Consider the following 22,575-nt stretch of genomic DNA (forward strand, 5'->3'; position numbering starts at 1 on the left):
CCCCTTCGACGCCCCCGACAGAAAGGCCAGCACCGTGGGACAGCCCACCCCTGCCCAGAGCCAGGACGACTGGTGGCGCACCGCCGTCATCTACCAGGTCTACGTCCGCAGCTTCGCGGACGGCGACGGCGACGGCACCGGCGACCTCGCGGGCGTCCGCTCCCGACTGCCGTATCTCGCCGAACTCGGCGTGGACGCCCTGTGGTTCAACCCCTGGTACCTGTCACCGATGAAGGACGGCGGCTACGACGTCGCCGACTACCGCGCCATCGACCCGGCCTTCGGCTCGCTCGCCGAGGCGGAGAAACTCATCGCCGAGGCACGGGAGTTGGGCATCCGCACGATCGTCGACATCGTGCCGAACCACGTCTCCGACCAGCACCCGTGGTTCCGCGCCGCGCTCGCCGGCGGCCCCGAGCGCGAGCTGTTCCACTTCCGTCCGGGACGCGGCGAGCACGGTGAACTCCCGCCCAACGACTGGCCGTCGCAGTTCGCCGGCTCCACCGAACCCGTGTGGACCCGCCTCCCCGACGGCGACTGGTACCTCCACCTGTTCACCCCCGAACAGCCCGACCTCAACTGGGCCCACCCGGCGGTGCGTCAGGAGCACGAGGACATCCTGCGCTTCTGGTTCGAGCGCGGCGTCGAAGGCGTCCGCATCGACTCGGCGGCGCTGCTCGCCAAGGACCCCGACCTCCCCGACTTCGTCGAGGGCCGCGACCCCAACCCCTTCGTCGACCGCGACGAACTCCACGACATCTACCGCTCCTGGCGGGCCGTCGCCGACGAGTACGGCGCCGTCTTCGTCGGCGAGGTCTGGCTCCCCGACACCGAACGCTTCGCCCGCTACCTGCGCCCCGACGAACTGCACACCGCCTTCAATTTCGCCTTCCTGTCCTGCCCCTGGGACCCGGAGCGACTGCGCGCCTCGATCGACGAGACCCTCGCCGAGCACGCCCCGGTCGGCGCGCCCGCCACCTGGGTCCTCTGCAACCACGACGTGACCCGCACGGTCACCCGCTACGGCCGCGCCGACACCGGCTTCGACTTCGCCACCAAGGCCTTCGGCACCCCGACCGACCTCGCGCTGGGCACCCGGCGCGCCAGGGCGGCCGCCCTGCTCTCGCTGGCCCTGCCCGGAGTGGTCTACCTCTACCAGGGGGAGGAGCTGGGACTGCCCGAGGTCGAGCTGCCCGTCGACCGCATACAGGATCCGATGTACCTCCGGTCCGGCGGCACCGACCCCGGCCGCGACGGCTGCCGGGTGCCTCTGCCCTGGGTCGAGGGCGCACCGTACGCGGGCTTCGGTTCGCGCGGTGAGCCGTGGCTGCCGCAGCCGGTCGGCTGGACATCGTATGCGGTCGACCGTCAGCAGCGGACCGGCGACTCCATACTCAACCTCTATCGCGAGGCGATCCACCTCCGGCCGGTGTTCGGCGACGGCCCCCTCACCTGGCTGCCCGCCCCCGACGGTGTGCTCGCCTTCGCCCGCGCGGAAGGCGTGACCTGTGTGGTCAACCTCGCCGGCACACCCGCCGACCTTCCGGCGCACACCCACCTCCTGCTGACCAGCGGCCCCCTGGACGACCAGGGACGCCTGCCGCGGGACACGGCCGCCTGGCTGCGCACCGTATAGCCGCCGGCCCTCGGCCGTCACCCTGCATCCGCTATCCCCGCACCCCCACCTCGAAGGGATCAGCACATGCACAGCACCACCTTCAGATCTGTCAGGCGCATGCCAATGATCGGTGCGGCCGTCGCGCTCGCCGCCGGCACGCTCGTCGCCCTGACCCCCGCCGCCGCCCACGCAGCCTCGGGCGCCTCCCTCCCCTTCACCTCCGTCGAGGCCGAGTCGGCCACCACCACCGGCACCAAGATCGGCCCCGACTACACCCAGGGGACCCTCGCCTCCGAGGCCTCCGGACGGCAGGCCGTACGGCTCACCTCCGGGCAGCGCGTCGAGTTCACCGTGCCGCGCGCGGCCAACGCCGTGAACGTGTCCTACAGCGTCCCGGACGGCCAGAGCGGCAGCCTCGACGTGTACGTGAACGGCGTCAAGATCAGCAAGACACTCGCCGTCACGTCCAAGTACTCCTACGTCGACACCAGTTGGATCGCGGGCGCCAAGACGCACCACTTCTTCGACAACTCCCGGCTCCTGCTCGGCCAGAACGTGCAGCAGGGCGACAAGGTCGCGTTCGTGTCGACGGGCACCCAAGTCACCGTGGACGTGGCCGACTTCGAGCAGGTCGCCGGGGCCGCCGCGCAGCCCGCCGGGTCCGTGTCCGTGGTCTCCAAGGGCGCCGACCCCAGCGGCGCGGGTGACTCCACCCAGGCCTTCCGCGACGCCATCTCCGCCGCCCAAGGGGGAGTGGTGTGGATTCCCCCGGGCGACTACCGGCTCACCTCCTCCCTCAGCGGTGTGCAGAACGTGACGCTCCAGGGCGCCGGCCAGTGGTACTCGGTCGTGCACACCTCGCGCTTCATCGACCAGTCCAGCTCCTCCGGCGGCGTCCACATCAAGGACTTCGCCGTCATCGGCGAGGTCACCGAACGCGTCGACTCCAACCCGGACAACTTCGTCAACGGGTTGCTGGGTCCGGGCAGTTCGGTCTCCGGCATGTGGATCCAGCACCTGAAGGTCGGCCTCTGGCTGACGGGCAACAACGACAACCTCGTCGTCGAGAACAACCGCATCCTCGACACCACCGCCGACGGCCTCAACCTCAACGGCAGCGCTCACGGCGTGATCGTCCGCAACAACTTCCTCCGCGACCAGGGCGACGACTCCCTCGCCATGTGGTCGCTCAACTCCCCGGACACCAACAGCAGTTTCGAGAACAACACCATCTCGCAGCCGAACCTCGCCAATGGCATCGCGATCTACGGCGGCACGAACATCGCGGTCAGGAACAACCTGGTCTCCGACACCAACGCCCTCGGCAGCGGCATCGCGATCTCCAACCAGAAGTTCCTCGACCCCTTCTCGCCACTCGCCGGGACCATCACGGTCGACGGCAACACCCTCGTCCGCACCGGCGCGATCAACCCCAACTGGGGCCATCCCATGGGCGCGTTGCGCGTCGACTCCTACGACAGCGCGGTCAACGCCACCGTCAACATCACCAACACGACGATCACCAACAGCCCTTACAGCGCCTTCGAGTTCGTGTCCGGCGGCGGCCACGGCTACTCGACCGGCAACGTCACCGTCAGCGGCGCCACCGTGCAGAACACCGGCACGGTCGTCGTCCAGGCCGAGGCGCAGGGCGCGGCCAGGTTCAGCAACGTACAGGCCACCGGCGTCGGCGCGGCCGGTATCTACAACTGCCCCTACCCGTCCGGCTCCGGGGTCTTCACCGTCACCGACGGCGGCGGCAACTCCGGCTGGAGCAGCACATGGTCGGACTGCTCGACCTGGCCGCAGCCCGGTCAGGGCAACCCGCCCCCGGACCAGAACGCCAACCTCGCCAAGGGCCGCCCGGCCACCGCGACCGGCTCGCAGGACGTCTACACGCCGGGCAAGGCGGTCGACGGCGACACGAACTCCTACTGGGAGTCCGCCAACAACGCCTTCCCGCAGGCCTGGACGGTCGACCTCGGCTCCAACCAGGCAGTACGCAGGCTGGTGTTGAAGCTGCCGCCGTCCTCCGCATGGGGTGCGCGCACGCAGACGCTGTCCGTGCTGGGCAGCACCGACGGTTCCACCTACTCGACCGTCGTCGGCTTCACCGGCTACCGCTTCGACCCGGCGACCGGAAACACGGTCACCGTAGCCCTGCCGAGCAGTACGAACCTGCGCTACCTGCGGCTCAACGTCACCGCCAACACCGGCTGGCCCGCGGCACAGTTGAGTGAAGTGGAGGCGTATCTCACTTCGTGAGCCGGTCCTGGACCGGGAGTGTCCCGCGCTTCGCCGCCTGGATCTGCTCGTAGACGTGGGTCCGCAGTTCGGCGAAGCGCGGGGCGACCCGGGTGTGCAACTGGTCGCGTTCCGCGGGCAGATCGACCTTCAGCTGCTCCCGCACGACGGTCGGCGACGCGGACAGCACGACCACACGCTCGCCCAAGTACACGGCCTCGTCGATGTCGTGGGTCACGAACAGGATCGTGATGCCGCGCTCCCGCCACAACCCGCGTACCAGGTCCTCCAGATCGGCCCGGGTCTGCGCGTCCACCGCCGCGAACGGCTCGTCCATCAGCAGGACTTCGGGCTCGTACGCCAGCGCACGCGCGATCGCGACCCGCTGCTGCATCCCGCCGGACAACTGCCACGGATACGCCCCCGCGGCCTCCGTCAGCCCCACCGACTCCAGTGCGTCCGCGACCAGCTCACGCCGTCGGGCCTTCGACAAGTTCTTCTGCTTCAAAGGGAGTTCGACGTTCTCGCCGACCCGCATCCAGGGGAAGAGGCTGCGCCCGTACTCCTGGAACACGAACGCCATCCCGGGCGGCGGACCGCTCACCTTCCTTCCGCCCAGGAGGACTTCGCCCGCGGTCGGGGTGAGCAGCCCGCCCATGCACTTCAGCAGGGTCGTCTTGCCGCAGCCCGACGGGCCGACGAGACAGACGAGTTCGCCGGCGTCGACGGTGAAGGTGAGGTCCCGCACCGCCTCCACCCGGCGACCGGAACCCTCGTAGACCTTGTGCAGGCCGGATACGTCAAGTTGCGCGTGCATGGACCGCCCTTTCATGAGCTTCACGAGGACCGGCGGGAGGCCGCGCGCAGGCCGTGGTACCAGCCGAGCACCCGCCGCTCGACCACCTGGAAGACGACGGAGAGCAGGAACCCCAGGATCCCGAGAACGAGGATGCCCGTCCACATGTCCGGTATGGCGAAGCTGCGTTGGAACTGGACGATGGTGAAGCCCAGCCCGTCGGTGGCCGCGAACATCTCGCTGATGACCATGAGGATGATCCCGATGGACAGCGCCTGGCGCAGCCCCGCGAAGATCTGCGGGCTCGCCGAACGCAGCACCAGCGTGCGCAGCCGGGCGACGCCCGTGACGCCGTAGGAGAGGGCCGTCTCCTTCATGACCGGGTCGACCGCGCGGACGCCCTCGACGGTGTTGAGGAGGACGGGCCAGACGCAGCCGCTCGCGATGACCACGATCTTCATCGTGTCGCCGATGCCCGCGAACAGCATGATGACCGGGACCAGCACCGGTGGCGGTACGGCCCGCAGGAACTCCAGGACCGGTTCGCACACCGCGCGCACCCGCCGGTACGAGCCGATGACCGTGCCGAGCGCGACGCCGACGACGGCCGCCGTGGCGTAACCGGCCGCGAGCCGAAGGACGCTGGGCAGGACGTCCGTCTTGAGGCGGTCGCCGGTCCACACGTCGGGGAAGGTCTTCAGGATTGTGCGCAGGGGTGGCCAGTACACGTTGGTGCTGCCGTCCGACGCCAGCCACCACAGGGCGATCAGTACGGCCGGCAGCGCGACCGCGAACAGCAGTCGGAGCAGAGTCCGCCTCACACCGCCACCTCCCCGCGCACCGACTGGTGCCAGGCCAGTGCCCGCCGTTCCACGGTACGCGCGCCCACGTTGATGAGCAGGCCCAGCAGACCGGTCACCACGATCAGGGCGTACATGTCGGGCACCGCCTGGGAGGCCTGCGCGATGGCGATGGTCTTGCCCAACCCCGGTGCCCCGATGACCAGTTCGGCGGTGATGGTGAGGATCAGCGCGACGGCCGCCGCCAGCCGTACGCCCGTCATGACGTACGGCAGCGCGCTCGGCCACAGCACGTGGCGGACCCGGGCCCAGGTGCCGAGACCGTACGAGCGTGCCGTCTCCTCGGCGACCGGGTCGACGTCCTGGACGCCGTAGAGGACCTGGATCAGGATCTGCCAGAAGGAGGCGTAGACGACGAGCAACAGCACCGACTTCAGTTCGGTGCCGTACAACAGCACTGCCAGGGGGATGAGGGCGACGGACGGGATCGGGCGCAGGAACTCGATCGTCGACGCGGTCGCCTCGCGGAGGTACGGGACGACGGAGAGCAGGACGCCCGCGACGATGCCCGCCCCGACGGCGATCGCCAGGCCCAGGGCCCAGCCGGTGAGGGTGTCGCCGAGCGCCGACCAGAACGCACCGTCCTTGAGTTCGTCCCCGAACGCGGACGCGATCCTGCTGGTCGGCGGGAAGTAGGCTTCCTTGACGATGCCGACGCGCGGCACGACCTCGCCGAGCGCGAGGAAGGCCGCGAGTCCGGCCGCACCGAGTGCGGTGTTCAGTCCCTTCACGGAAGCAGCTTGTCCAGGTCGGGGGCCGTCTTGAAGAGACCGTCCGTCACGCTCAGCTTCTCCAGCGCCTCGATCGACGAACGGTTGGGATCGGCGGGCCACTTGGGCAGGATCACCTTGGCCAGCACGCTCGCGGGGACCTTGGTGTAGGTGGCGACGATCTGCCGGACCTCGTCCGGGTGCGCGTCGGCATAGGCCAGCGACTCGGCGGTGGCCTCCTGGAACTTCTTGACCACGTCCGGGTTCTTGGTCGCGTACGCCGTCGACGTGAAGTACATGGCGACGGTGAGGTTCGGCGCGACGTCGACCAGCGGCCAGGCGATCTGCTGGGCGCCCTGGTTCAACATGGTGGTGAGCGCGGGTTCGACGGCCATGGCGGCGTCGATCTGGCCCTTGTCGAGCGCGGCCGGCATCTGGTCGAAGGCCAGCTCCACGAACTTGACCTTGTCGGGATCGCCGCCGGCCTTGCGGACGGATTCGCGTACGGCCGTCTCGTTGATGTTCTTCAGCGTGTTGACCGCGACCTTCTTGCCCTCCAGCTCCTTCGCCGACTTGAGGGTGCTGCCCTTCTTGACGACGAGGGCGCCGAAGTCCTTGCCGGAGACGCCCGTTGAGGCGACGCCGTTGGCGATGGCCTTCACGGGAACGCTGTTGGACTCGGCGAGCATCAGGGAGGTCATGTTGGAGAAGCCGAACTGGAACTGGCCGCTGACCACACCCGGCACGATGGCCGCGCCGCCCTGCGCGAGCGTCATCGACAGTTTCAGGCCGTGCTTGCTGAAGTAGCCCTCCTTCTGGCCGAGGTAGAGCGGCGCGACATCGACGATGGGGATGACCCCCACCTTGACCGTGGTGGTGCCGGTGGACGAACTCGTGTTGTCCGACGCTCCGTTGCCGGACGAACCGCAGGCCGACGCGGCGACCAGCATGGATCCGGCCGCGAGGCCGACGAGCAGACGACGCATGGCAACTCCTGTGCAGACGACGGTGTTCCGACAGGCTGTGCGCACACCGCACAGTGGTGCTCAATTGGTGTTGAGCGGGAACGTAAGGCCCCGTCGCGGCCAGGTCAATGCCTAGTGCTCACAATATTGTTGACAGTTACCGAAGTGCGCTGTTGGCGTGTCGTCCGGCGTCATCACGGATCCGGCCCGCGTCGTCACAGATCCGGAATGCGTCGTCACAGATCCAGTACGAGCCGCTTTCCCCGGCAGCGCGAGACGCAGATGAGCATCGTCTCGCCAGCCGCCCGTTCCTCCTCGCTCAGCACCGAGTCGCGGTGGTCCGGGGTGCCTTCGAGGACATCGGTCTCGCAGGTCCCGCAGGTGCCCTCGGTGCAGGAGAACAGCACCTCGACACCGGCGGCGCGCACGGTGTCGAGCACGGACACGCCCACCGGGACGGTGATCGTCTTCCCGCTCTGCTCCAGCACGACCTCGAACTCGCTGTCGGCGCCCGCCACTTGGGCCTTCGGCTGGAACCGCTCGACGCGCAGGATGCCGCCGGGGCACCGTGCCTCGACCGCGTCGAGCAGCGGCCCCGGACCGCAGCAGTAGACGAGGGTGCCGTCCGGGACGTCGTCCAGGACCGACGGCAGGTCGAGCAGCCCGGCCTTGTCCTGCGGAGCTACGGTGACGCGGTCGCCGTAACGGCTCAACTCCTCCGTGAACGCCAGGGAGTTGCGGGTGCGGCCGCCGTAGAGCAGGCTCCACTCCGCGCCCGCCGCCTCGGCCGCGGCCAGCATCGGGAGGATGGGTGTGATGCCGATGCCGCCCGCGACGAAGCGGTAGCGGGGGGCGGGCTCCAGCCGGAAGTGGTTGCGCGGGCCGCGTACCCGCACCTTGTCGCCCTGCCCCAACTGCCCGTGCACGTACGCCGATCCGCCCCGCCCGTCCGGCTCCCGCAGCACGGCGATCCGCCATGCCGTACGGTCGGCCGGGTCGCCGCACAGTGAGTACTGGCGCTCCAGGTCGGGGCCGAGGACGACGTCGATGTGGGCGCCCGGTTCCCAGGCGGGGAGTTGCTCGCCGAGCGGGTGGCGCAGGGTGAGGGCGAGGACACCGTCGGCTGCGAACTCCCTTCCCTCCACGACGAGTTCGGCCTCGTAAGTGGTCATGCGTCGGCTCCCTGCGCATCGTCGACGGCGTGGCCGCGGGGGTGGGCGAGCATCCACTCCCACATCTCGATCGGGTCCTGCGACGTGTGCTCGCGGCCGCAGTGGCAGGTGCCGTGCAGGATGTCCGTCCCCGGCAGCCAGTCGATGCGGTAGACCTCGCCGGTCGGAGCGGTCACTGGACCTTCTCCACGGGCTTGGCGCCCTCCTCGACCAGCCGGGCGAGGATACGGCGGGCCGCGAGACCGCCGGTGTCGATGTTGATGCTCAGCTCCTGGTAGCCGCCGCGCTCCGAACCCAGCGTCTTCTGAAGGAGGTTGAGCGCGTCGACGTCCTGCATGACGACCGTGTGGTTGTTGCCGCGCAGGAACTCGGTGACCTCGGCGTCGCCGGTGGCCCAGTCGCGCGAGACCGCCCAGAAGTCGTACACCTTGCCGTCCGACGAGGGCGTGATGGCGTAGGTGATCTCGGTGTGGAAACCGTTCGGGTCGCTGCCGTCCTCCTCGGGGAGGACACCGACCGGGGCGATCCGGCTGTGCAGGAGATACAGGCACGGCGCGTGGTACTCGATGTCCTGCCAGCGGGTGATCCGCCCTTGTATCCCGGTGGACCTGGCGTAGAACGGCGGGCACTCGGCGTCGTCCATGTGCCGGCTCACCCGTACGACGCCGGCGCCCTCGTCGACCTCGGTGGTGATCGGCGTCTCGGCGACCTCGGGGGAGCCGATGTAACCGCCGTGCAGATACGTCTCGTGGGAGAGGTCGAGGAGGTTGTCGACGAGGAGGCCGTAGTCGGCGTCGATCGGTTCCATGCCGCTGACGGTGACCCAGTCGGGGGAGGCGAGGTGCGGGGCGCGGGGGATGACCTGCGGGTCCGCGAGCGCCGGGTCGCCGATCCACACCCAGACCAGCGCGTCCTGCTCGACCACCGGGTACGAGGCGACGCGAGCGGTGCGGGGGATGCGTTTCTGCCCCGGCACGTACACGCAGGTGCCCGTCGTGTCGTAGGTGAAGCCGTGGTACCCGCACACGATCCGGTCCCCGTCGAGGCGGCTCTCGGAGAGCGGGAACCGCCGGTGCACACACCGGTCGTGCAGCGCCACGGCGGTGCCGTCGTCCTCGGTGCGGTAGAAGACGAGGGGTTCGCCGAGGATCGTCCGGCCGAGCAGGTCGCGGCCGACCTCGTGGCTGTAGGCGGCGACGTACCACTGGTTCCTGGCGAAGGCGGTGGTGTGCGGCATCGTTGCGGCTCCCGTCGTTGGGTGATGGCGACATCGTCCGGAAGGGCGCCACGGCGCCGCAAGAGCTCTTCCGCGTCACGGAAGGGGGTGCGGGAAGTGCCTGTGCGCCCGGCCGCGACAACGCGGCACCGGTCGACGGCCGTACGAGCTCGACGGTGCCGCCGTCATGGGTCCAGGTCCCGGAATTCCCGTACCGGGTAAACCAGTTGGGCACTGACGGCTGTATCAGGGTGTCGCTGCTGTGATCCTGTGGAAGGGACCCTGACATGGTTGTCGAACCTGTGGTGGTGGTCGTGGTGCCGGCCTGTGCACAGTTGGTGTACGCGCTGGCGGCGCTGTGGACGCAGCCGGTGCGGGAGCGTGCGCGGGCGCACGCGCTGGCCACGGTCGTGCGGGCGGCCGGGCCCGGCGGCACGGTCGAGGTCACGCGCGCCGACGGCGAGACGCTGGTCGCGCGCTCGGCGGCGGCCGTCGAGCGGGCCGGGGCGGAGCACCGGTGAGCACCGAACAGGCCCCGGGGCAACGGGACTTCGAGACCTTCTTCGCGTGCGCGTACGGACGTGTCCTGGCACAGGTGATCATGCTCTGCGGCAGCCGCGAGGACGCCGAGGACGTCACCCAGGAGGCGTTCCTGGAGGCCTACCGGGCCTGGGACCGCATCGCCGGGTACGAGCTGCCCGAGGCGTGGGTGTACCGGGTCTCGGTCCAGCGGCTGTGGAAGACCCAGCGCAGGCGCAGAACGGGTCAGGACCGGCTGCCGGATGTGCCGGTGCCGGTCCGGGCGAGCCCCGAACAGAGCGCGGAGGCGCGCGAGGCGCTGCGGCTGCTGGCCGCCCTGCCGCCGCGGCAGCGGGTCACGATGGTGCTGTTCTGTCTGCACGGCTGGTCCCAGAACGAGATCGCCAAGACGCTGCGGATGACGCGCGGCGGCGTCGCCGCGAACGTCTCCAAGGCGCGCCGGACGCTCAAGGAGGCGCTGGACATGGCCGCGGACGACACGAGCAGGCACGACCCGTTCATGTCCGGCCCGCAGCCGGCCCGGCCGGGCCGCATGGACGCGAGCCGGATCGGCCTCGGCCGTGACCCCGTCGTCATGGCCCTGCGCACCGCGGAGGCATGGCTGCGGGCGGCCGTCGAGGCGGACCCGGAGGCGCTCACCCGGGCGCGGGCCGCGCTGGACCGCAGACGGGGAGAGAGCCGGTGACGACTGTCCTGGCGTGGTTGCGCGGGCTGTTCGCCGTGGGGATGCTCGCCGGGTTCTACGTCGTGGCGTTCACCCTCCTCGCGGCCGACGCGGCACTCGTCTGCTTCATGCTGTGGGGGATCGTCGAACTCCCTTCACAGGGCGGCAACTGGGCGCTCGTCGTGGGCAGCAGCATCCCGGCGGCCTCCGCCCTGGTGTACGGGATAGCCACGGTGAGCCGCACGGAGGAGCCCCCGCCCGACGCGGTTCTCCTGCGCCGCACCGACGCGCCCGGCCTGTGGCGGCTGGTCGAGGAGCTGGCCGGGCAGTTGCGCACCCGGCCGCCCAGCCGGATCCACCTGACGTCGCAGGCCAACGCGTCGGTGTCGGAGGACGCGCGGCTGCTCGGGTTCGCGGTCGGTGAGCGGACCATGAACCTGGGTGTGCCGCTGCTCCTCTGGCTGAAGCCCGTGGAGCTGCGGGCCGTGCTCTGCCATGAACTCGGGCACTACGCGGGCCGGCACACCCAGTTCGGCGCGATCACCTACAGAGGGGCCGCGTCGCTGCGCTCCACCCTGTTCCGGCTGCGGATGACCGCGCGGTCGGACGAGGCCCGCATCGGGTACGCATGGCTGTTCCAGGCGGCGATCGGCGCCTATGCCTGGGTGTATCTGCGCCTGTCGCTGGCGGTGCGCCGACGCCAGGAGTTGGAGGCGGACGCGGAGGCGGCCGCCGCGGTCGGTCCCGAGGTGACCGCCCAGGCACTGCGCGCCGTCCACGCGCTCGGCATCACCTGGGCCGGGTTCGAGAGCCGGTATCTACGGCCCGTGCAGCGGCTCGGGTTCGTGCCCGAGGACGTGTTCGAGGCGTTCACCGCCATGGTGGGCGATCCGCTGGTGCGCGAGCGGATGGCCGAACTGCGCGCGCATCCGGTCGAGTCGGGCCGTTCCCCGCTGGACTCCCATCCACCGCTGGCCCGACGGCTTGCCCTGATCGAGGCGATGCCCGCCGGGCCCCGGGGGACGCTCGTCGAGGAGGGCCCGCTGGTCGCCGACCCGTCCCCGGTGCCCCGGGTGCAGCGCAGGATGCTCGGCGAGTTCGGGCACTCGGCGACAGCGCTGCCCCGGACGGAGTGGGCCGACCTGGCCGCCGAGGCGTTCGCCATCGAACTCGCGAGCCTGCTGCTCGACGCGGCGAGCGACTCCCGTGCGATCGCGCGCCCGACTCTCGCCACCGTGCTCGGCCTGCTGGAACGCGGAGAGCAGACACAGCTGATACGCCGTCTCACCGACGCACCCGAGCCCGAGGAGCAGCTCGCCGAGGCCCTGTACGCGCTGACCGGACAGGCACTGGCCGGCGCGGGCCGCGCGCGCTGGGTGCTCAGCTGGACCCAGGGCTACCTCCTGGACTGCCTCCAGGACCCGCGCGGACGCCTGGACGACCTCGTCGCGGCCGCCGCACGCGACAAGACGGCGGTACCGGCCCTGCGCGGCGAACTCGCGCGCCTCGGACTGGACATCGAGGCGCCGGTCGTACTGGCCCTGCGTACCGTGGCCGCACCGGCCGGACGGACAACCGCCCGGAGGAGCACCAGGAGCGCGCCGGACCTGGTCGTCGAAGAACTCGCGCGGCAGCGCAAGGTCGCCAAGGTGACCATGGGCGCCGTGATCGTGACGGGGATGGTGTGGGGGATCGCCCTGCTCGGCTCCGACTCCTCCCAGCCCTACGGGCAGTCCTACCGCCCCGGGCTGCCGACGGCGGCGGCCTCGCGGTACACGCCGTGGCCCAGCTACACCGATGCCCTGCCGACGCCGGGCTACACCGCGCGGCTGCCCCTGCCGGTCTTCACCGAGCCCATCCTGCGGCCGACGCCCTCCCTCTACTTCCGCATCCATTTCGTCGTACGCGGTGACACGCTGTCCGCCCTCGCCTGCGAGTACGGCACGACCGTCGAGGACCTGCAGGAACGCAACGACATGGGAAGGAGGACCGATCTCACCGTGGGACAGATGCTGTTGGTACCGGCGGAGGGGAAGGGCTCCGGGATCGTGGCAGCGGACTGCCGGTGACCGAAGCGGGTCAGCGCCGGCGTCGCTTCGGCCGCGGTTCGTCGACGGGTTTCCACCAGGCGAACCGGTCGGCCCGCCGCCACGAGGAGTCGGGATCGTGCGCCGGGAAGGAACCGGCGTACATCCCCTGGTCACGGACGGGGCCCGGGCCGGCGCCGGTGCTCGGGCCGGCACCGGAGGCCCACTCGAAGGGGTCGGCTGCCGGCGGCGGTTCGGTGGTGGTGCCGGGCGCGTCACGTGGCGGCGCCGCGCGGCGACGGTCGTACGCCTTGCGCCGTACCGGGTCGGACAGTGTCTCGTAGGCCCGGCGCGCGTCCTGGAAGGCTTTCGCGTCGCCGCCGCGGTCGGGATGGTGGGTCAGGGCCCGTCGGCGGAACGCGCGCACGATCTCGGCCCTGGTGGCACCGGCCGGGATGCCGAGCACACCGTAGAAGTCCGGTTCGTCCGCCGCGGTCACCGCGCCGCGACCTCGGCCTGCCGGCAGATCAGCCGCCACGACGCGCGGTGCGCGGGACCGGACAGACCCGAGCCGTGCCCCGACACGAAGGTCACCCACCGCCGCCCGGCCAGGTAGCACCAGACGTCCAACTCGTCGTCGTAGCCGGAGTAGAAGCAGTTCCCTTGGGTGAACGTGTCGCCGTTGATGAACGGCCGCTGCAACCGTGCCTGCGCCTCCACGGGCAGATTGCCGAGAAATCCGCGTAAGCGCGCCGGCAGCGGCAGTTCCTCGTCGTACTCCCGCTGCTCGTCGCCGCCCGGCAACGCGGGACGGCCGGAGCGCGGCCGTCTCGGCTTCTGCACGACCACCGCGTGCCGCAACGACGACGGTACGAACGGCAGGACCGTGATCGACTGCGCGGGCCCGCCCCGGTCGTTGACGGTCGGCGTGGCCACCGCGAGGCCCCGCTCACCGAACACCACCGCGTACGGGCGTTCGTGGTCCGTGGGGTGGCAGTACGCCCACCACTCGACGATCGGACCGACCCGGGTCACCATCCGGTCGCGGGCCGCCGTGCTCAGCTCACGCCACCAGTACTCGCGGCCGGGCAGGTCGACCAACCCGAGCGTCGCGGCGTCGTGCACCGGAGCGTCCACCTCCGCGGCGCGTCCCGGAACAGGAAGCGGCCCGGCCCCACGATCCACCGGCCCGGCCTTCGGCCGGGGCACGGGTTGCGACGCCATACGGGACCTCCCAGGGCGCGGATCCGCCGGCACAGGCCGTCCATTGTGACCGTGCCGCTTCCGCCAGGGAAGAGCGCGGCCCGGCCGTGAGACCTTCGGCTACGGGTGGGGAGCCGACGCCGGTTCCTTCGCGGCCGGTGCCTGTGCCGGCGTTGTCGTGCGGCGGGCGTGGACCCGGTTGATCACGACCGTCGCCCCGAGCGCCCCGAGCGGCGGGGCGAGCAGATAGACGGGCAGGAGGGAGGGCGCCCCCGCGAACACCGCCGGCCCGAACTCCCGCGCGGGGTTTGCGATTCCGCCCGACAGAGTGCCGAACGCGATGATCTGGGCGGCGATCATCGTGCCGACCGCCCACGGGGTGAACGGGCCGAGTCGGCGGCTGGAGACGGCGATTCCGGCGACGGCGACGATGACGAACATCGTGGCGGTCTCGATCAGGCCGACGGAGGCCCAACTCCAGCCGGGCGCAGGGCGGATGACGGCGAAGTCCACGACCGGGGAGGCGAACGCCGGGCCCCAGACCAGTCGTCCGGCCGCGATGCCGAGCAGCGATCCGTTCAGTTGACCGGCGATGTACGGCGCGACATCGCGGCCCGGGGTACGGCCGTAGCGCCACATCGCGAGGGTGATCGCCGGGTTGATGTGGCCACCGGTCAGCCGGCCCCAGGGGGAGAGCATGACGGCGGTGACCGTGTAGCCGGAGAGGGGGGCCACCGCGAGGAGTCTGCCCTCCGGGGTGTTCCACCAGCCGCCGTCAGCCGGGTCGATGGTGCCCATCAGCCAGCGGACCGTGGTGGCCACGACGAACAACATGAGGGCGGTCAGGGCGAGTTCGAGGATCGCGGAGTGAAGTGTGCGCCGCCACCGGAGACTTGCGGACGCGTCCTTCGCAGCGGGTTCCTTCACGACGGCTCTGGTCACAGCGGTTTCGTCCACGAGGCGTCGGAGCGGGTCAGGACGAACGCGGTGACGGAGGCCGCCACCAGCAGCACCGCGGCGAACAGCAGGGGCAGGGCGCGGCCGCCGTGCTCGACCGTGACGGCTCCGGCCAGACCGCCGGCGAACATCGCTCCGGCCGAGAGCACGCGGCGGCCGACCTTGCTGCCCTTGCCGCCCGCGAGACGGCTGTCCGCAGCGACTCCGGTGATGGTGAGCGTCAGCACGGTCGTGGTCAGGTCGGGTACGGCCAGGGCGCGGGCGGTGGCGTTCTGCACGCCCATCGCCAGGCCGAGGAGGGCGATCAACGAGTACTGGACGGCCGTGGTCACGTGGGAGATGTCGGCGACCTGGGCTACGACGTACGCCGCCAGGACCAGGGTCGTCTCCAGCAGCAGTGCCAGGTGCAGGACCCGTCCTCGGTGGGCGCCGGCCCCGTGCGCGAGCCGGCCGCCGAGCAGGGCGCCGAGGGCGAACGCGGCCAGTGCGGCGAGCGAGGCGGCCAGGGAGAAGCCCGCCGCGCCGGCGATCGCGAAGCCGGAGAAGACGACGTTGCCGGTCATGTTGGCGACGAAGACATGGCCCAGGACGAGGTAGCTGAAGGCGTCCACGAGCCCGGTCACCACCGTGAGCGCGAGCATCAGGGGAGGGAGCGGGCCGTGCCGGTCCTCCATGTCGGGGACGACCGTGGTCCACGCGTCGCGCAGTACGGCAGACATGGCATTGCTCCCATTCGGTGGACGTCACCCGGTCTCCCGGCTTCCTCTTCCGGTTCCGTTCTCTCTTCCGAGCGTCGCGCCACGGGAGCGGTACGTCCAACATATGGATGCGGGTGCAGCGATCTCCTAAATAGATCGATCAGCTTCCTGAACCGATCGATCGGTTTCTTGGACCGGTCCATCGGCCCGGTCCCTGATCGCGTGCCGCTCGACCACGTCGAGGAACGCCGCCGCGGCCGGCGACAGCCGCTTGCTGTCGTGGACCGCGCAGATGGTGTGCACCGCCGCCTCGTCCGCGATGCGGAGTGCGCGGGCGCCGTACGGCAGGGCGTCCCGGAGGCTCGCGCCCGGCGCCGGGTCGTCGAACACCGACGACCGCGGTACGACCGTCACGCCGATGCCCCGTGCCGCCAGCCGGATCATGTCCTGGATCTGGCCGACCTGGAAGTGCTGGCCCGGTTCCACCCCGGCGCGCGCGAACGCGGCCTCCACCTGGCGGCGCAGACCGCTGCCCCGGGTGAACTGGATGAGCTGGTGGCTCTCCGGCAGGTCGCCGAGGTCGACGACGTCACCGCTGTCGGCCAGCGCGTGGTCGGCGGGCACGATCAGGACCAGCGGGTCGGCCGCCAGGACCTCGTGGTCGAGCCCGTCCGGGATCTGCCGCGGGCCGAGGCCGACGATCGCGATGTCGAGGTCCCCGGCCAGGACCGCGGCGGCCATCTCCGCGCTGGGCGCGTTGGTGACATGGAAGTCGATGCCCGGGTAGCGGGCGTGGTAGTCGGCCATCACCTCGACCAGGTCGACCGAGGAGGCCCGCGTCTGGACGAGGCCGAGGCGCAGCCGCCCGCGCCGCAGCCCGGAGAGCGCGTCGAGCGCGGCCCGGGCGTTGTCGACGTCGGCGAGGATGCGGCGGGCCAGCGGTTCGAGGAGCTCCCCGGCGGCCGTCAGTCGTACGGAACGGCTGGTGCGGCTGAACAACTGGGCGCCCACGTCCTTCTCCAGCCGGGCGATCTGCTGGCTCAGGGCGGACTGTGCGACATAGCAACTGGCCGCCGCCTGCGTGAAGTTGCGGGTCTCGGCGACGGCGAGGAAGTACTTCAGGTGCCTCAGGTCCATCCCGCGCCCGTCTTTCCATCCAGCTGCCTCGGAGATCGATGCAAGCAGAACCATGTGTTGGACCGATCCATTGTCGCAGACCTAGCGTCTGGGGTGTCGCCGGACGACCGCCCTCCACCTCCCCTCGCCTCACCTGTTCCGAGGAGCCTCCATGTCCAGCAGCACCATGCTCGCGGGCACCATGCCCGTAGGTGGCATACGCCCCTACGACGGGGTCCAGCACCCCGCGCAACTCGTCGTCCGCAACGGTCGTATCCACACCGGCGACCCCGCCCGCCCCGCCGCGTCCGCCGTGGCCATCACCGACGGTGTCTTCACGGCCGTGGGAGATGACGCGACCGTCGCCCCGCACATCGGCCCCGCCACTCGCGTCGTGGACGCACTCGGCCGGCGAGTGATCCCCGGCCTCAACGACTCCCATCTGCACGTCATCCGGGGCGGGTTGAACTATCTGCTCGAACTGCGCTGGGACGGCGTACGGTCGTTGCGCACCGCCCTGCGCATGCTGCGGGAGCAGGCCGAGCGCACGCCAACAGGGCAGTGGGTACGGGTGGTTGGCGGCTGGACGGGGGAGCAGTTCGCGGAGAAGCGGCTGCCGACCGTGTCCGAGTTGAACGCCGCCGCGCCCGACACCCCTGTGTTCGTCCTGCACTTGTACCAGTCGGCGATCCTCAACCGGGCCGCGCTGGAGGCCGTCGGCTTCACGCGGGACTCGCCGAATCCGCCCGGCGGCGAGATCGTCCGCGACTTCGCGGGCAACCCCACCGGCGTGCTGCTGGCCGCGCCCGCCGCCGGACTGCTCTACTCCACCCTCGCCAAGGGCCCGATCCTCGCCTCCGAGGACCAACTCGGCTCCACCCGGCACTACTTGCGCGAGCTGAACCGCTTCGGCATCACCAGCGCCATCGACGCGGCAGGCGGTTTCCAGAACTTCCCCGACAACTACGCGGCCGTCACCGAGCTTGCGGAGCGCGGGGAGTTGACGGTCCGGATCGCCTACCACCTGTTCCCGCAGACCGCCGGGCAGGAACTCGACGACCTGCGCCGCTGGATCGGCATGGTCAGCCCCGGCGACGGAGACGAATGGCTGCGCTGCAACGGCGCCGGCGAGAACCTCGCCTGGTCCCCGGCCGACTTCGAGAACTTCGCCGAGCCCCGCCCCCAACTCACCGCCCGCGCAAGGGAAGACCTCGACGCGGCGGCCCGGCTGCTGCTCGACAACGGCTGGGGCTTCCGCCTCCACGCCACCTACGACGAGACGATCCGCCAGGACCTCGACGTCTTCGAGAAGATCGCCGCGGACGGCGGATTCCCGGACGGGACGAGGTGGTTGTTCGACCACGCCGAGACCGTCAGCCGGAGCAGCCTGGAGCGGATCAAGGCCCTCGGCGGCGCCGTCTCCGTCCAGAACCGCATGATGTTCCAGGGCAAGGCCTTCATCGACCGCTACGGCGCCGAGCGCGCCGCGACCGCGCCCCCGATCCGCGCCATGCGCGACACCGGTCTGCTGGTCGCCGCCGGTACCGACGCCACCCGCGTCTCCAGCTATAACCCGTGGTTGTCCCTGTCGTGGCTGGTCACCGGCCGCACCATCGGCGACACGCTCCTCTACCCGGCCGAGAACCGCGTGGACCGTTCCACAGCCCTGGAGATGTACACCACCGCGGGCGCCCACCTCACCGGCGAGGCCGACGTGAAGGGCACCATCACCGAGGGCAAGTACGGCGACTTGGCCGTGCTCTCCGCCGACTACTTCTCCGTCGCCGACGAGGACATCGACCGTATCGAGGCCCTGCTCACCGTGGCCGGCGGCAAGGTCGTGCACGCGGTCGGCGACTACGAGAACATCGCCGCCCCACTCCCGGAGATCATCCCGGCCTGGAGCCCGGTGGCCCGCTTCGGCGGATTCCAGGCGAGGGCCGGGGCAACAGGGCTGACCGGGGCGTCAGAGGCATCGGGCGCCCGGCAGGCCCGAGCCTTCGTCGACGCCGCCGCCGACTCGGAGGAGCAGCGCGCCTGGCGCGACCGGCGCGGCGACTTCGAGCGCGTACCGCAGGTGCCGCACCAGGTCGGCGGCGCGCTCGACCCGCTCGACGGCTGCTTCTGACCGACTGCTGGACCGGTCCACTGGCGGGTCCGGATTTACGGCGGCTTGGTGGCCCGACCCGCACTGAGCTGCCGTACCTTCTTCTCGACCGACCGCACACCTCGCTCCGGGAGCAGCAGCATGAGCGCGAGTACGACGACGGGGAGCAGCGCGCGGTCCGCCTCGGCTTGGGCGCCGTTGGGCCGGCCGGTGTTCCGGGCGCTGTGGATCGCCCAGTTCGTGTCGAACATCGGCACCTGGATGCAGACCGTCGGCGCGCAGTGGCTGCTGCTCGGGCACGGGGCGACCATGGTGACGCTGGTCCAGACGGCGTCGAGTCTGCCGATCGTGCTGCTGGCGTTTCCCTCGGGTGTGCTCGCGGACCGGTTCGACCGACGAGGGCTGCTGCTGGTCGCGCAGTTCGCGATGTTCGCCGTGTCCGCGGTGTTGACCGTGCTGGCCTTCGCGGACGAGCTGTCCGCCGTACCCCTGCTGGTCCTGACCTTCCTTCTCGGCTGCGGGACCGCCTTGATGGGGCCGTCGTGGCAGGCCATCCAGCCGGAGCTGGTGGAGCGGGAGCAGTTGGGGCAGGCGTCCGCGCTGGGCGCGGTGAACATGAACCTCGCGCGGGCGGTCGGTCCGGCGCTCGGCGGTGTCGTGGTAGCGGCGGCCGGCGCGGGCTGGGTGTTCGGCTTCAACGCGGTGTCGTTCCTCGGGATCGCCGCCGTACTGGTGCTGTGGCACCGCCCGAAGACCACCTTCCCCGCCGACCGGCAGGAACGGCTCCTGACCGCGGTGTACGCGGGCCGCCGCTACGTCTGGAACGCTCCAGGCATCCGCCGCGTCCTGCTGCGCACCGCCCTGTTCATCCCCGGCGCGGCTGCCCTGTGGTCCCTGCTCCCGCTCATCGCCGCCGACTCCCTCGGGCTGGGCTCGGGCGGTTACGGCCTGCTGCTCGGCGCGGTCGGTGTCGGCGCGGTGGCAGGCGCGTTCGCACTGCCGTGGCTGCGCCAACACCTCGGTATCAACGGCATCTTGGGCGCCGGCGCCATCGTGTTCGCCCTCGTCCTGCTGGTCCTCGCCACCGTGCACGTCACCTGGCTCGCGGTGCTCGTGCTGCTGCCCGCCGGGGTGGCCTGGATCGGCGTCCTGTCCACCCTCAACGCGGCGATGCAGACCCGCCTCCCCGGCTGGGTCCGGGCCCGCGGCCTCGCCGTCTACCTGCTCGTCTTCCAGGGCGGCCAGGCCGTAGCCGCCCCCGTGTGGGGCGCCCTGGTGCAAGGACTGGGCCTGACCACCGCCCTCCTCATCGGCGCCGCCGTCATGGTGCTGAGCGCGCTCAGCCTCTACCGATGGCGGCTCTACGGCATGGAAGGCATCGATCCGACCCTCTCCGACCACTGGCCGACCCCGCCGCTGGTCTTCGTGCCCGGCCCCTCCGACGGCCCGGTGCTGGTCTCCGTCGAGTATCGCGTCGCACCGGACGACAGCGCGGCGTTCATCGACGCCATGAACCGTGTGGCCCACTCCCGCCGCCGCACCGGCGCCATCACGTGGGGCCTCTTCCAGGACGGCAACGAACCCGGCCGGTTCATCGAGAACTACCTCGTCAGCACCTGGTCCGAGCACCTCGCCCAGCACCACAACCGGCTCACCACGACCGACCGGGGCTTCGAGGACCGCGCCCGCGCCCTGCTCCTGCCCGGCACCGCCCCCGAGGTGACCCACGCTTTCGACGCCGCCGTTGGACCGGTCCCGCCCGCCTCGGAGAGCCGCCCTTCCTGAGTGACGATCTGAAGGTGGGTGCCGGACACCCAGGAGAGGCGTGGCCTGGTTACCCGTGTGCGGGAACGCGACCGTGGAGCCATGAACACGAACGCAGCACCGCACCCCTTCGTCGGCATGTGGGTCACGGCCGACGGGCACATCCGGCAGGAACTCCTCCCCGACGGCCGCTACGACGAGGCCCGCGGGAACCGGCAGAGTGCCTATACCGGCAGCTACACCGTCACCGGCAACCACATCGACTACGTCGACGACACCGGCTTCACCGCCACCGGTGACGTCCGGGACGGCGTGCTCTTCCACGAGCACCTCGTCCTATACCGGGCGTAACCCGGTACGGCCATGGACAGCCTCGAACTGATCGTCGTCGTCGCGGCCGCCGTCCTGCTCATGGGCTGGCTGTCGCGGCGCACAGGCCTGAGCGAACCCCTGCTGCTGCTCGCCGTCGGGTGTCTCGTGGGGCTGACACCCTCCTTCTCGTCGTTCGCGCTGTCCCCGGACGTCGTCCTGTTCCTCTTCCTGCCCGCGCTGCTGTACTGGGAGGCGCTGACCTCCTCGGTGCGGGAGATCCGCGACAACTTCCGCAGCATCGCGCTCCAGTCCACCGGGCTGGTCCTCGCCACCGCCGTCGCGGTCGCCGTCGTGGCCCACGCGCTGGGCTACGGCCGGCCGATCGCCTTCGTCCTCGGTGCCGTGCTCGCTCCGACGGACGCGGCGGCCGTCGCCGCGGTCGCCAAGGCCATGCCGCGCCGCATCCTCACCGTGCTGCGCACCGAGAGCCTCCTCAACGACGGGACCGCGCTGGTCCTGCTCGCCGTGACCATCGACGTCGTCACCGGCGAACACCCCTTCTCCTGGTCCGGCACGGCACTCGCCTTCGTCGCGTCCTACGCCGGAGGCATCCTGATCGGCGCGGCGGTCGCACTGCTCCTCGTCCCGGTCAGGCGTCGGCTTCCCGAACCGCTGTTGCACAGCGTGCTGAGCGTCGCGACGCCGTTCCTCGCCTATCTGCCGGCCGAACTCCTGCATGTGTCCGGTGTGTTGGCGGTCGTCGTCTGCGGTCTGGTGTCCGCCTGGTTCGGGCCGCGGGTCATCGGGTCCGAGGCCCGCATCCAGGCCGTCGCCTTCTGGGAGGTGGCGAGTTATCTGCTGAACGGCGCCCTGTTCGTCCTCGTCGGCATCCAACTACCGGCTGCGGTGCGGGCGTTGACCTCCGTTTCTCTCCTGCAGGCGACGGTCGCCGCCCTCGCGGTGAGTGTCGCGGTGCTCGGGACCCGGCTGCTCTGGTTCTACTCGGTGCCCTATCTGGTGCGGCTCCTGGACCGGCGACCGCAGCAGCGGGACCGCCGGATCACCGCCCCGCAGCGGCTGCCGCTGGCCTGGGCGGGGATGCGCGGCGCCATCTCGCTGGCCGCCGCGCTGACCGTGCCCGCCACGACCGTCGAGGGGCGCATCGTCGGGCAGCGCGACGCCGTCGTGTTCATCACCGCGGTCGTCATCGTCGTCACCCTCACGTTCCTCGGGCCCACCCTGCCGGCCATGGTCCGCCGGGCCCGCTTCCCGGCCGACGAGGACAAGAGCGCCGAACTCACCCTGGCCCGCTGCCGGTTGAGCAGCGCCGCGCTGGACGCCTTGCCCGCGCTGGCCGAGCGGTTCGGGGTCGCGGAGGAGGACACCTCGCGCATGGTCCAGGACATCGAGGACCGCACAACCCCCGCACCCGGTTCCACGCACCGCCGCGAGAGCGCCCGGCGTCTCCAACTCGCCCTGCTCCAGGTCAAACGCGACGCCCTCACCGACCTGCGGGACAGCGGCCGTATCGACGACATCGTCCTGCGGGCCGTGCAGGAGGTCCTCGACGTGGAGGAGATCCGGCTGGGGCGGCCGTAGGCGGTAG

The 22,575-nt window shown here is 70.9% G+C and carries 22 protein-coding genes; 9 read left to right on the forward strand and 13 right to left on the reverse strand.

Translation table 11 applies throughout. The features are described 5' to 3' along the window. Positions 1-34: 34 nt before the first annotated feature. Both ACGFY9_RS25700 and ACGFY9_RS25705 read left to right on the forward strand, forming a co-directional pair. Positions 35-1,636 carry an alpha-amylase family glycosyl hydrolase gene (locus tag ACGFY9_RS25700; RefSeq protein ID WP_393757801.1) on the forward strand — a complete coding sequence of 534 codons (1,602 nt, stop codon included), beginning with the start codon at positions 35-37 and terminating at the stop codon, positions 1,634-1,636. 66 nt (positions 1,637-1,702) lie between these two features. Next, positions 1,703-3,883: a discoidin domain-containing protein gene (locus tag ACGFY9_RS25705; protein WP_393757803.1), complete on the forward strand. Its 2,181-nt coding sequence runs from the start codon at positions 1,703-1,705 to the stop codon at positions 3,881-3,883. Here the strand turns inward: ACGFY9_RS25705 and ACGFY9_RS25710 are convergent. The 7 genes from ACGFY9_RS25710 to ACGFY9_RS25740 all read right to left on the reverse strand — a co-directional run bounded on the left by ACGFY9_RS25710 (position 3,873) and on the right by ACGFY9_RS25740 (position 9,602). Continuing rightward, complete coding sequence (locus ACGFY9_RS25710) at positions 3,873-4,679, reverse strand: ABC transporter ATP-binding protein (protein WP_393757805.1); 807 nt, start codon at positions 4,677-4,679, stop codon at positions 3,873-3,875. The genes ACGFY9_RS25705 and ACGFY9_RS25710 overlap by 11 nt on opposite strands. 20 nt (positions 4,680-4,699) lie before the next feature. Next, on the reverse strand, positions 4,700-5,479 hold the full coding sequence (locus tag ACGFY9_RS25715; RefSeq protein WP_393757807.1) for an ABC transporter permease: 780 nt from the start codon (positions 5,477-5,479) through the stop codon (positions 4,700-4,702). Then, positions 5,476-6,249 carry an ABC transporter permease gene (locus tag ACGFY9_RS25720; RefSeq protein ID WP_393757809.1) on the reverse strand — a complete coding sequence of 258 codons (774 nt, stop codon included), beginning with the start codon at positions 6,247-6,249 and terminating at the stop codon, positions 5,476-5,478. The genes ACGFY9_RS25715 and ACGFY9_RS25720 overlap by 4 nt, the downstream gene beginning before the upstream one ends. Next, positions 6,246-7,214 (reverse strand): ABC transporter substrate-binding protein, encoded by a 969-nt coding sequence (locus ACGFY9_RS25725; RefSeq protein WP_393757811.1) that lies wholly within the window; start codon positions 7,212-7,214, stop codon positions 6,246-6,248. The genes ACGFY9_RS25720 and ACGFY9_RS25725 overlap by 4 nt, the downstream gene beginning before the upstream one ends. A 215-nt stretch (positions 7,215-7,429) precedes the next feature. After that, the gene (locus ACGFY9_RS25730; protein ID WP_393757813.1) at positions 7,430-8,365 is read right to left on the reverse strand and encodes a PDR/VanB family oxidoreductase; all 936 of its coding nucleotides are present in this window, start codon (positions 8,363-8,365) and stop codon (positions 7,430-7,432) included. Then, positions 8,362-8,541: a hypothetical protein gene (locus tag ACGFY9_RS25735; protein ID WP_327399957.1), complete on the reverse strand. Its 180-nt coding sequence runs from the start codon at positions 8,539-8,541 to the stop codon at positions 8,362-8,364. Before ACGFY9_RS25735 ends, ACGFY9_RS25730 begins: the two co-directional genes overlap by 4 nt. Next, the gene (locus ACGFY9_RS25740; RefSeq protein WP_393757815.1) at positions 8,538-9,602 is read right to left on the reverse strand and encodes a Rieske 2Fe-2S domain-containing protein; all 1,065 of its coding nucleotides are present in this window, start codon (positions 9,600-9,602) and stop codon (positions 8,538-8,540) included. Before ACGFY9_RS25740 ends, ACGFY9_RS25735 begins: the two co-directional genes overlap by 4 nt. Positions 9,603-9,868: 266 nt before the next feature. Between ACGFY9_RS25740 and ACGFY9_RS25745 the strand changes: the two genes are divergently transcribed. From ACGFY9_RS25745 to ACGFY9_RS25755, 3 genes are read left to right on the forward strand one after another with little or no spacing between them, the layout of a single operon-like run. Continuing rightward, positions 9,869-10,102, forward strand: a complete 234-nt coding sequence (locus ACGFY9_RS25745; protein ID WP_393757817.1) for a hypothetical protein — start codon at positions 9,869-9,871, stop codon at positions 10,100-10,102. Further along, a complete protein-coding gene (locus ACGFY9_RS25750) occupies positions 10,099-10,806 on the forward strand; it encodes an RNA polymerase sigma factor (RefSeq protein WP_393757819.1) in 708 nt (235 codons plus the stop codon). The genes ACGFY9_RS25745 and ACGFY9_RS25750 overlap by 4 nt, the downstream gene beginning before the upstream one ends. After that, positions 10,803-12,854 (forward strand): M48 family metalloprotease, encoded by a 2,052-nt coding sequence (locus tag ACGFY9_RS25755; protein ID WP_393757821.1) that lies wholly within the window; start codon positions 10,803-10,805, stop codon positions 12,852-12,854. Before ACGFY9_RS25750 ends, ACGFY9_RS25755 begins: the two co-directional genes overlap by 4 nt. Positions 12,855-12,864: 10 nt before the next feature. On the opposite strand, the gene ACGFY9_RS25760 is transcribed toward ACGFY9_RS25755, so the two are convergent. From ACGFY9_RS25760 to ACGFY9_RS25780, 5 genes are all read right to left on the reverse strand, one after another. Beyond that, positions 12,865-13,311, reverse strand: a complete 447-nt coding sequence (locus ACGFY9_RS25760) for a J domain-containing protein (RefSeq protein ID WP_393757823.1) — start codon at positions 13,309-13,311, stop codon at positions 12,865-12,867. Then, entirely contained in the window at positions 13,308-14,036 is a 729-nt protein-coding gene (locus ACGFY9_RS25765; RefSeq protein ID WP_393757825.1) for a hypothetical protein, read from the reverse strand. Before ACGFY9_RS25765 ends, ACGFY9_RS25760 begins: the two co-directional genes overlap by 4 nt. 99 nt (positions 14,037-14,135) lie before the next feature. Further along, positions 14,136-14,957: an MIP/aquaporin family protein gene (locus ACGFY9_RS25770; RefSeq protein WP_393757827.1), complete on the reverse strand. Its 822-nt coding sequence runs from the start codon at positions 14,955-14,957 to the stop codon at positions 14,136-14,138. Further along, positions 14,954-15,691: a YoaK family protein gene (locus ACGFY9_RS25775; RefSeq protein WP_393757829.1), complete on the reverse strand. Its 738-nt coding sequence runs from the start codon at positions 15,689-15,691 to the stop codon at positions 14,954-14,956. The genes ACGFY9_RS25770 and ACGFY9_RS25775 overlap by 4 nt, the downstream gene beginning before the upstream one ends. 126 nt (positions 15,692-15,817) lie before the next feature. Next, complete coding sequence (locus ACGFY9_RS25780; RefSeq protein WP_393757831.1) at positions 15,818-16,807, reverse strand: LysR family transcriptional regulator; 990 nt, start codon at positions 16,805-16,807, stop codon at positions 15,818-15,820. 151 nt (positions 16,808-16,958) lie between these two features. On the opposite strand from ACGFY9_RS25780, the gene ACGFY9_RS25785 reads away from it, so the two are divergent. Then, positions 16,959-18,914: an amidohydrolase gene (locus ACGFY9_RS25785; protein ID WP_393757832.1), complete on the forward strand. Its 1,956-nt coding sequence runs from the start codon at positions 16,959-16,961 to the stop codon at positions 18,912-18,914. A gap of 35 nt (positions 18,915-18,949) precedes the next feature. Here the strand turns inward: ACGFY9_RS25785 and ACGFY9_RS25790 are convergent, their stop codons facing one another. Then, positions 18,950-19,144: a hypothetical protein gene (locus ACGFY9_RS25790; RefSeq protein ID WP_393757834.1), complete on the reverse strand. Its 195-nt coding sequence runs from the start codon at positions 19,142-19,144 to the stop codon at positions 18,950-18,952. Here ACGFY9_RS25790 and ACGFY9_RS25795 point away from each other — a divergent pair. From ACGFY9_RS25795 to ACGFY9_RS25805, 3 genes are all read left to right on the forward strand, one after another. Beyond that, entirely contained in the window at positions 19,134-20,678 is a 1,545-nt protein-coding gene (locus ACGFY9_RS25795; RefSeq protein WP_393757836.1) for an MFS transporter, read from the forward strand. The genes ACGFY9_RS25790 and ACGFY9_RS25795 overlap by 11 nt on opposite strands. An 81-nt stretch (positions 20,679-20,759) precedes the next feature. Further along, the gene (locus tag ACGFY9_RS25800) at positions 20,760-21,008 is read left to right on the forward strand and encodes an Atu4866 domain-containing protein (RefSeq protein WP_019069808.1); all 249 of its coding nucleotides are present in this window, start codon (positions 20,760-20,762) and stop codon (positions 21,006-21,008) included. 12 nt (positions 21,009-21,020) lie between these two features. Further along, positions 21,021-22,568 carry a Na+/H+ antiporter gene (locus tag ACGFY9_RS25805; protein WP_393757837.1) on the forward strand — a complete coding sequence of 516 codons (1,548 nt, stop codon included), beginning with the start codon at positions 21,021-21,023 and terminating at the stop codon, positions 22,566-22,568. Positions 22,569-22,575 lie beyond the last annotated feature (7 nt).

This window comes from Streptomyces sp. NPDC048504 (assembly GCF_043200035.1).
Classification (GTDB): domain Bacteria; phylum Actinomycetota; class Actinomycetes; order Streptomycetales; family Streptomycetaceae; genus Streptomyces.

Excerpts from the sequence above, each read along its gene's own strand:
- ACGFY9_RS25705 (WP_393757803.1), top strand. The coding sequence starts at position 1,703 with ATGCACAGCACCACCTTCAGATCTGTCAGGCGCATGCCAATGATCGGT.
- ACGFY9_RS25710 (WP_393757805.1), bottom strand. The coding sequence starts at position 4,679 with ATGCACGCGCAACTTGACGTATCCGGCCTGCACAAGGTCTACGAGGGT.
- ACGFY9_RS25725 (WP_393757811.1), bottom strand. The coding sequence starts at position 7,214 with ATGCGTCGTCTGCTCGTCGGCCTCGCGGCCGGATCCATGCTGGTCGCC.
- ACGFY9_RS25730 (WP_393757813.1), bottom strand. The coding sequence starts at position 8,365 with ATGACCACTTACGAGGCCGAACTCGTCGTGGAGGGAAGGGAGTTCGCA.
- ACGFY9_RS25740 (WP_393757815.1), bottom strand. The coding sequence starts at position 9,602 with ATGCCGCACACCACCGCCTTCGCCAGGAACCAGTGGTACGTCGCCGCC.
- ACGFY9_RS25745 (WP_393757817.1), top strand. The coding sequence starts at position 9,869 with ATGGTTGTCGAACCTGTGGTGGTGGTCGTGGTGCCGGCCTGTGCACAG.
- ACGFY9_RS25765 (WP_393757825.1), bottom strand. The coding sequence starts at position 14,036 with ATGGCGTCGCAACCCGTGCCCCGGCCGAAGGCCGGGCCGGTGGATCGT.
- ACGFY9_RS25775 (WP_393757829.1), bottom strand. The coding sequence starts at position 15,691 with ATGTCTGCCGTACTGCGCGACGCGTGGACCACGGTCGTCCCCGACATG.
- ACGFY9_RS25780 (WP_393757831.1), bottom strand. The coding sequence starts at position 16,807 with ATGGACCTGAGGCACCTGAAGTACTTCCTCGCCGTCGCCGAGACCCGC.
- ACGFY9_RS25785 (WP_393757832.1), top strand. The coding sequence starts at position 16,959 with ATGTCCAGCAGCACCATGCTCGCGGGCACCATGCCCGTAGGTGGCATA.
- ACGFY9_RS25790 (WP_393757834.1), bottom strand. The coding sequence starts at position 19,144 with ATGTTCGACACGAACTGGGCGATCCACAGCGCCCGGAACACCGGCCGG.
- ACGFY9_RS25800 (WP_019069808.1), top strand. The coding sequence starts at position 20,760 with ATGAACACGAACGCAGCACCGCACCCCTTCGTCGGCATGTGGGTCACG.
- ACGFY9_RS25805 (WP_393757837.1), top strand. The coding sequence starts at position 21,021 with ATGGACAGCCTCGAACTGATCGTCGTCGTCGCGGCCGCCGTCCTGCTC.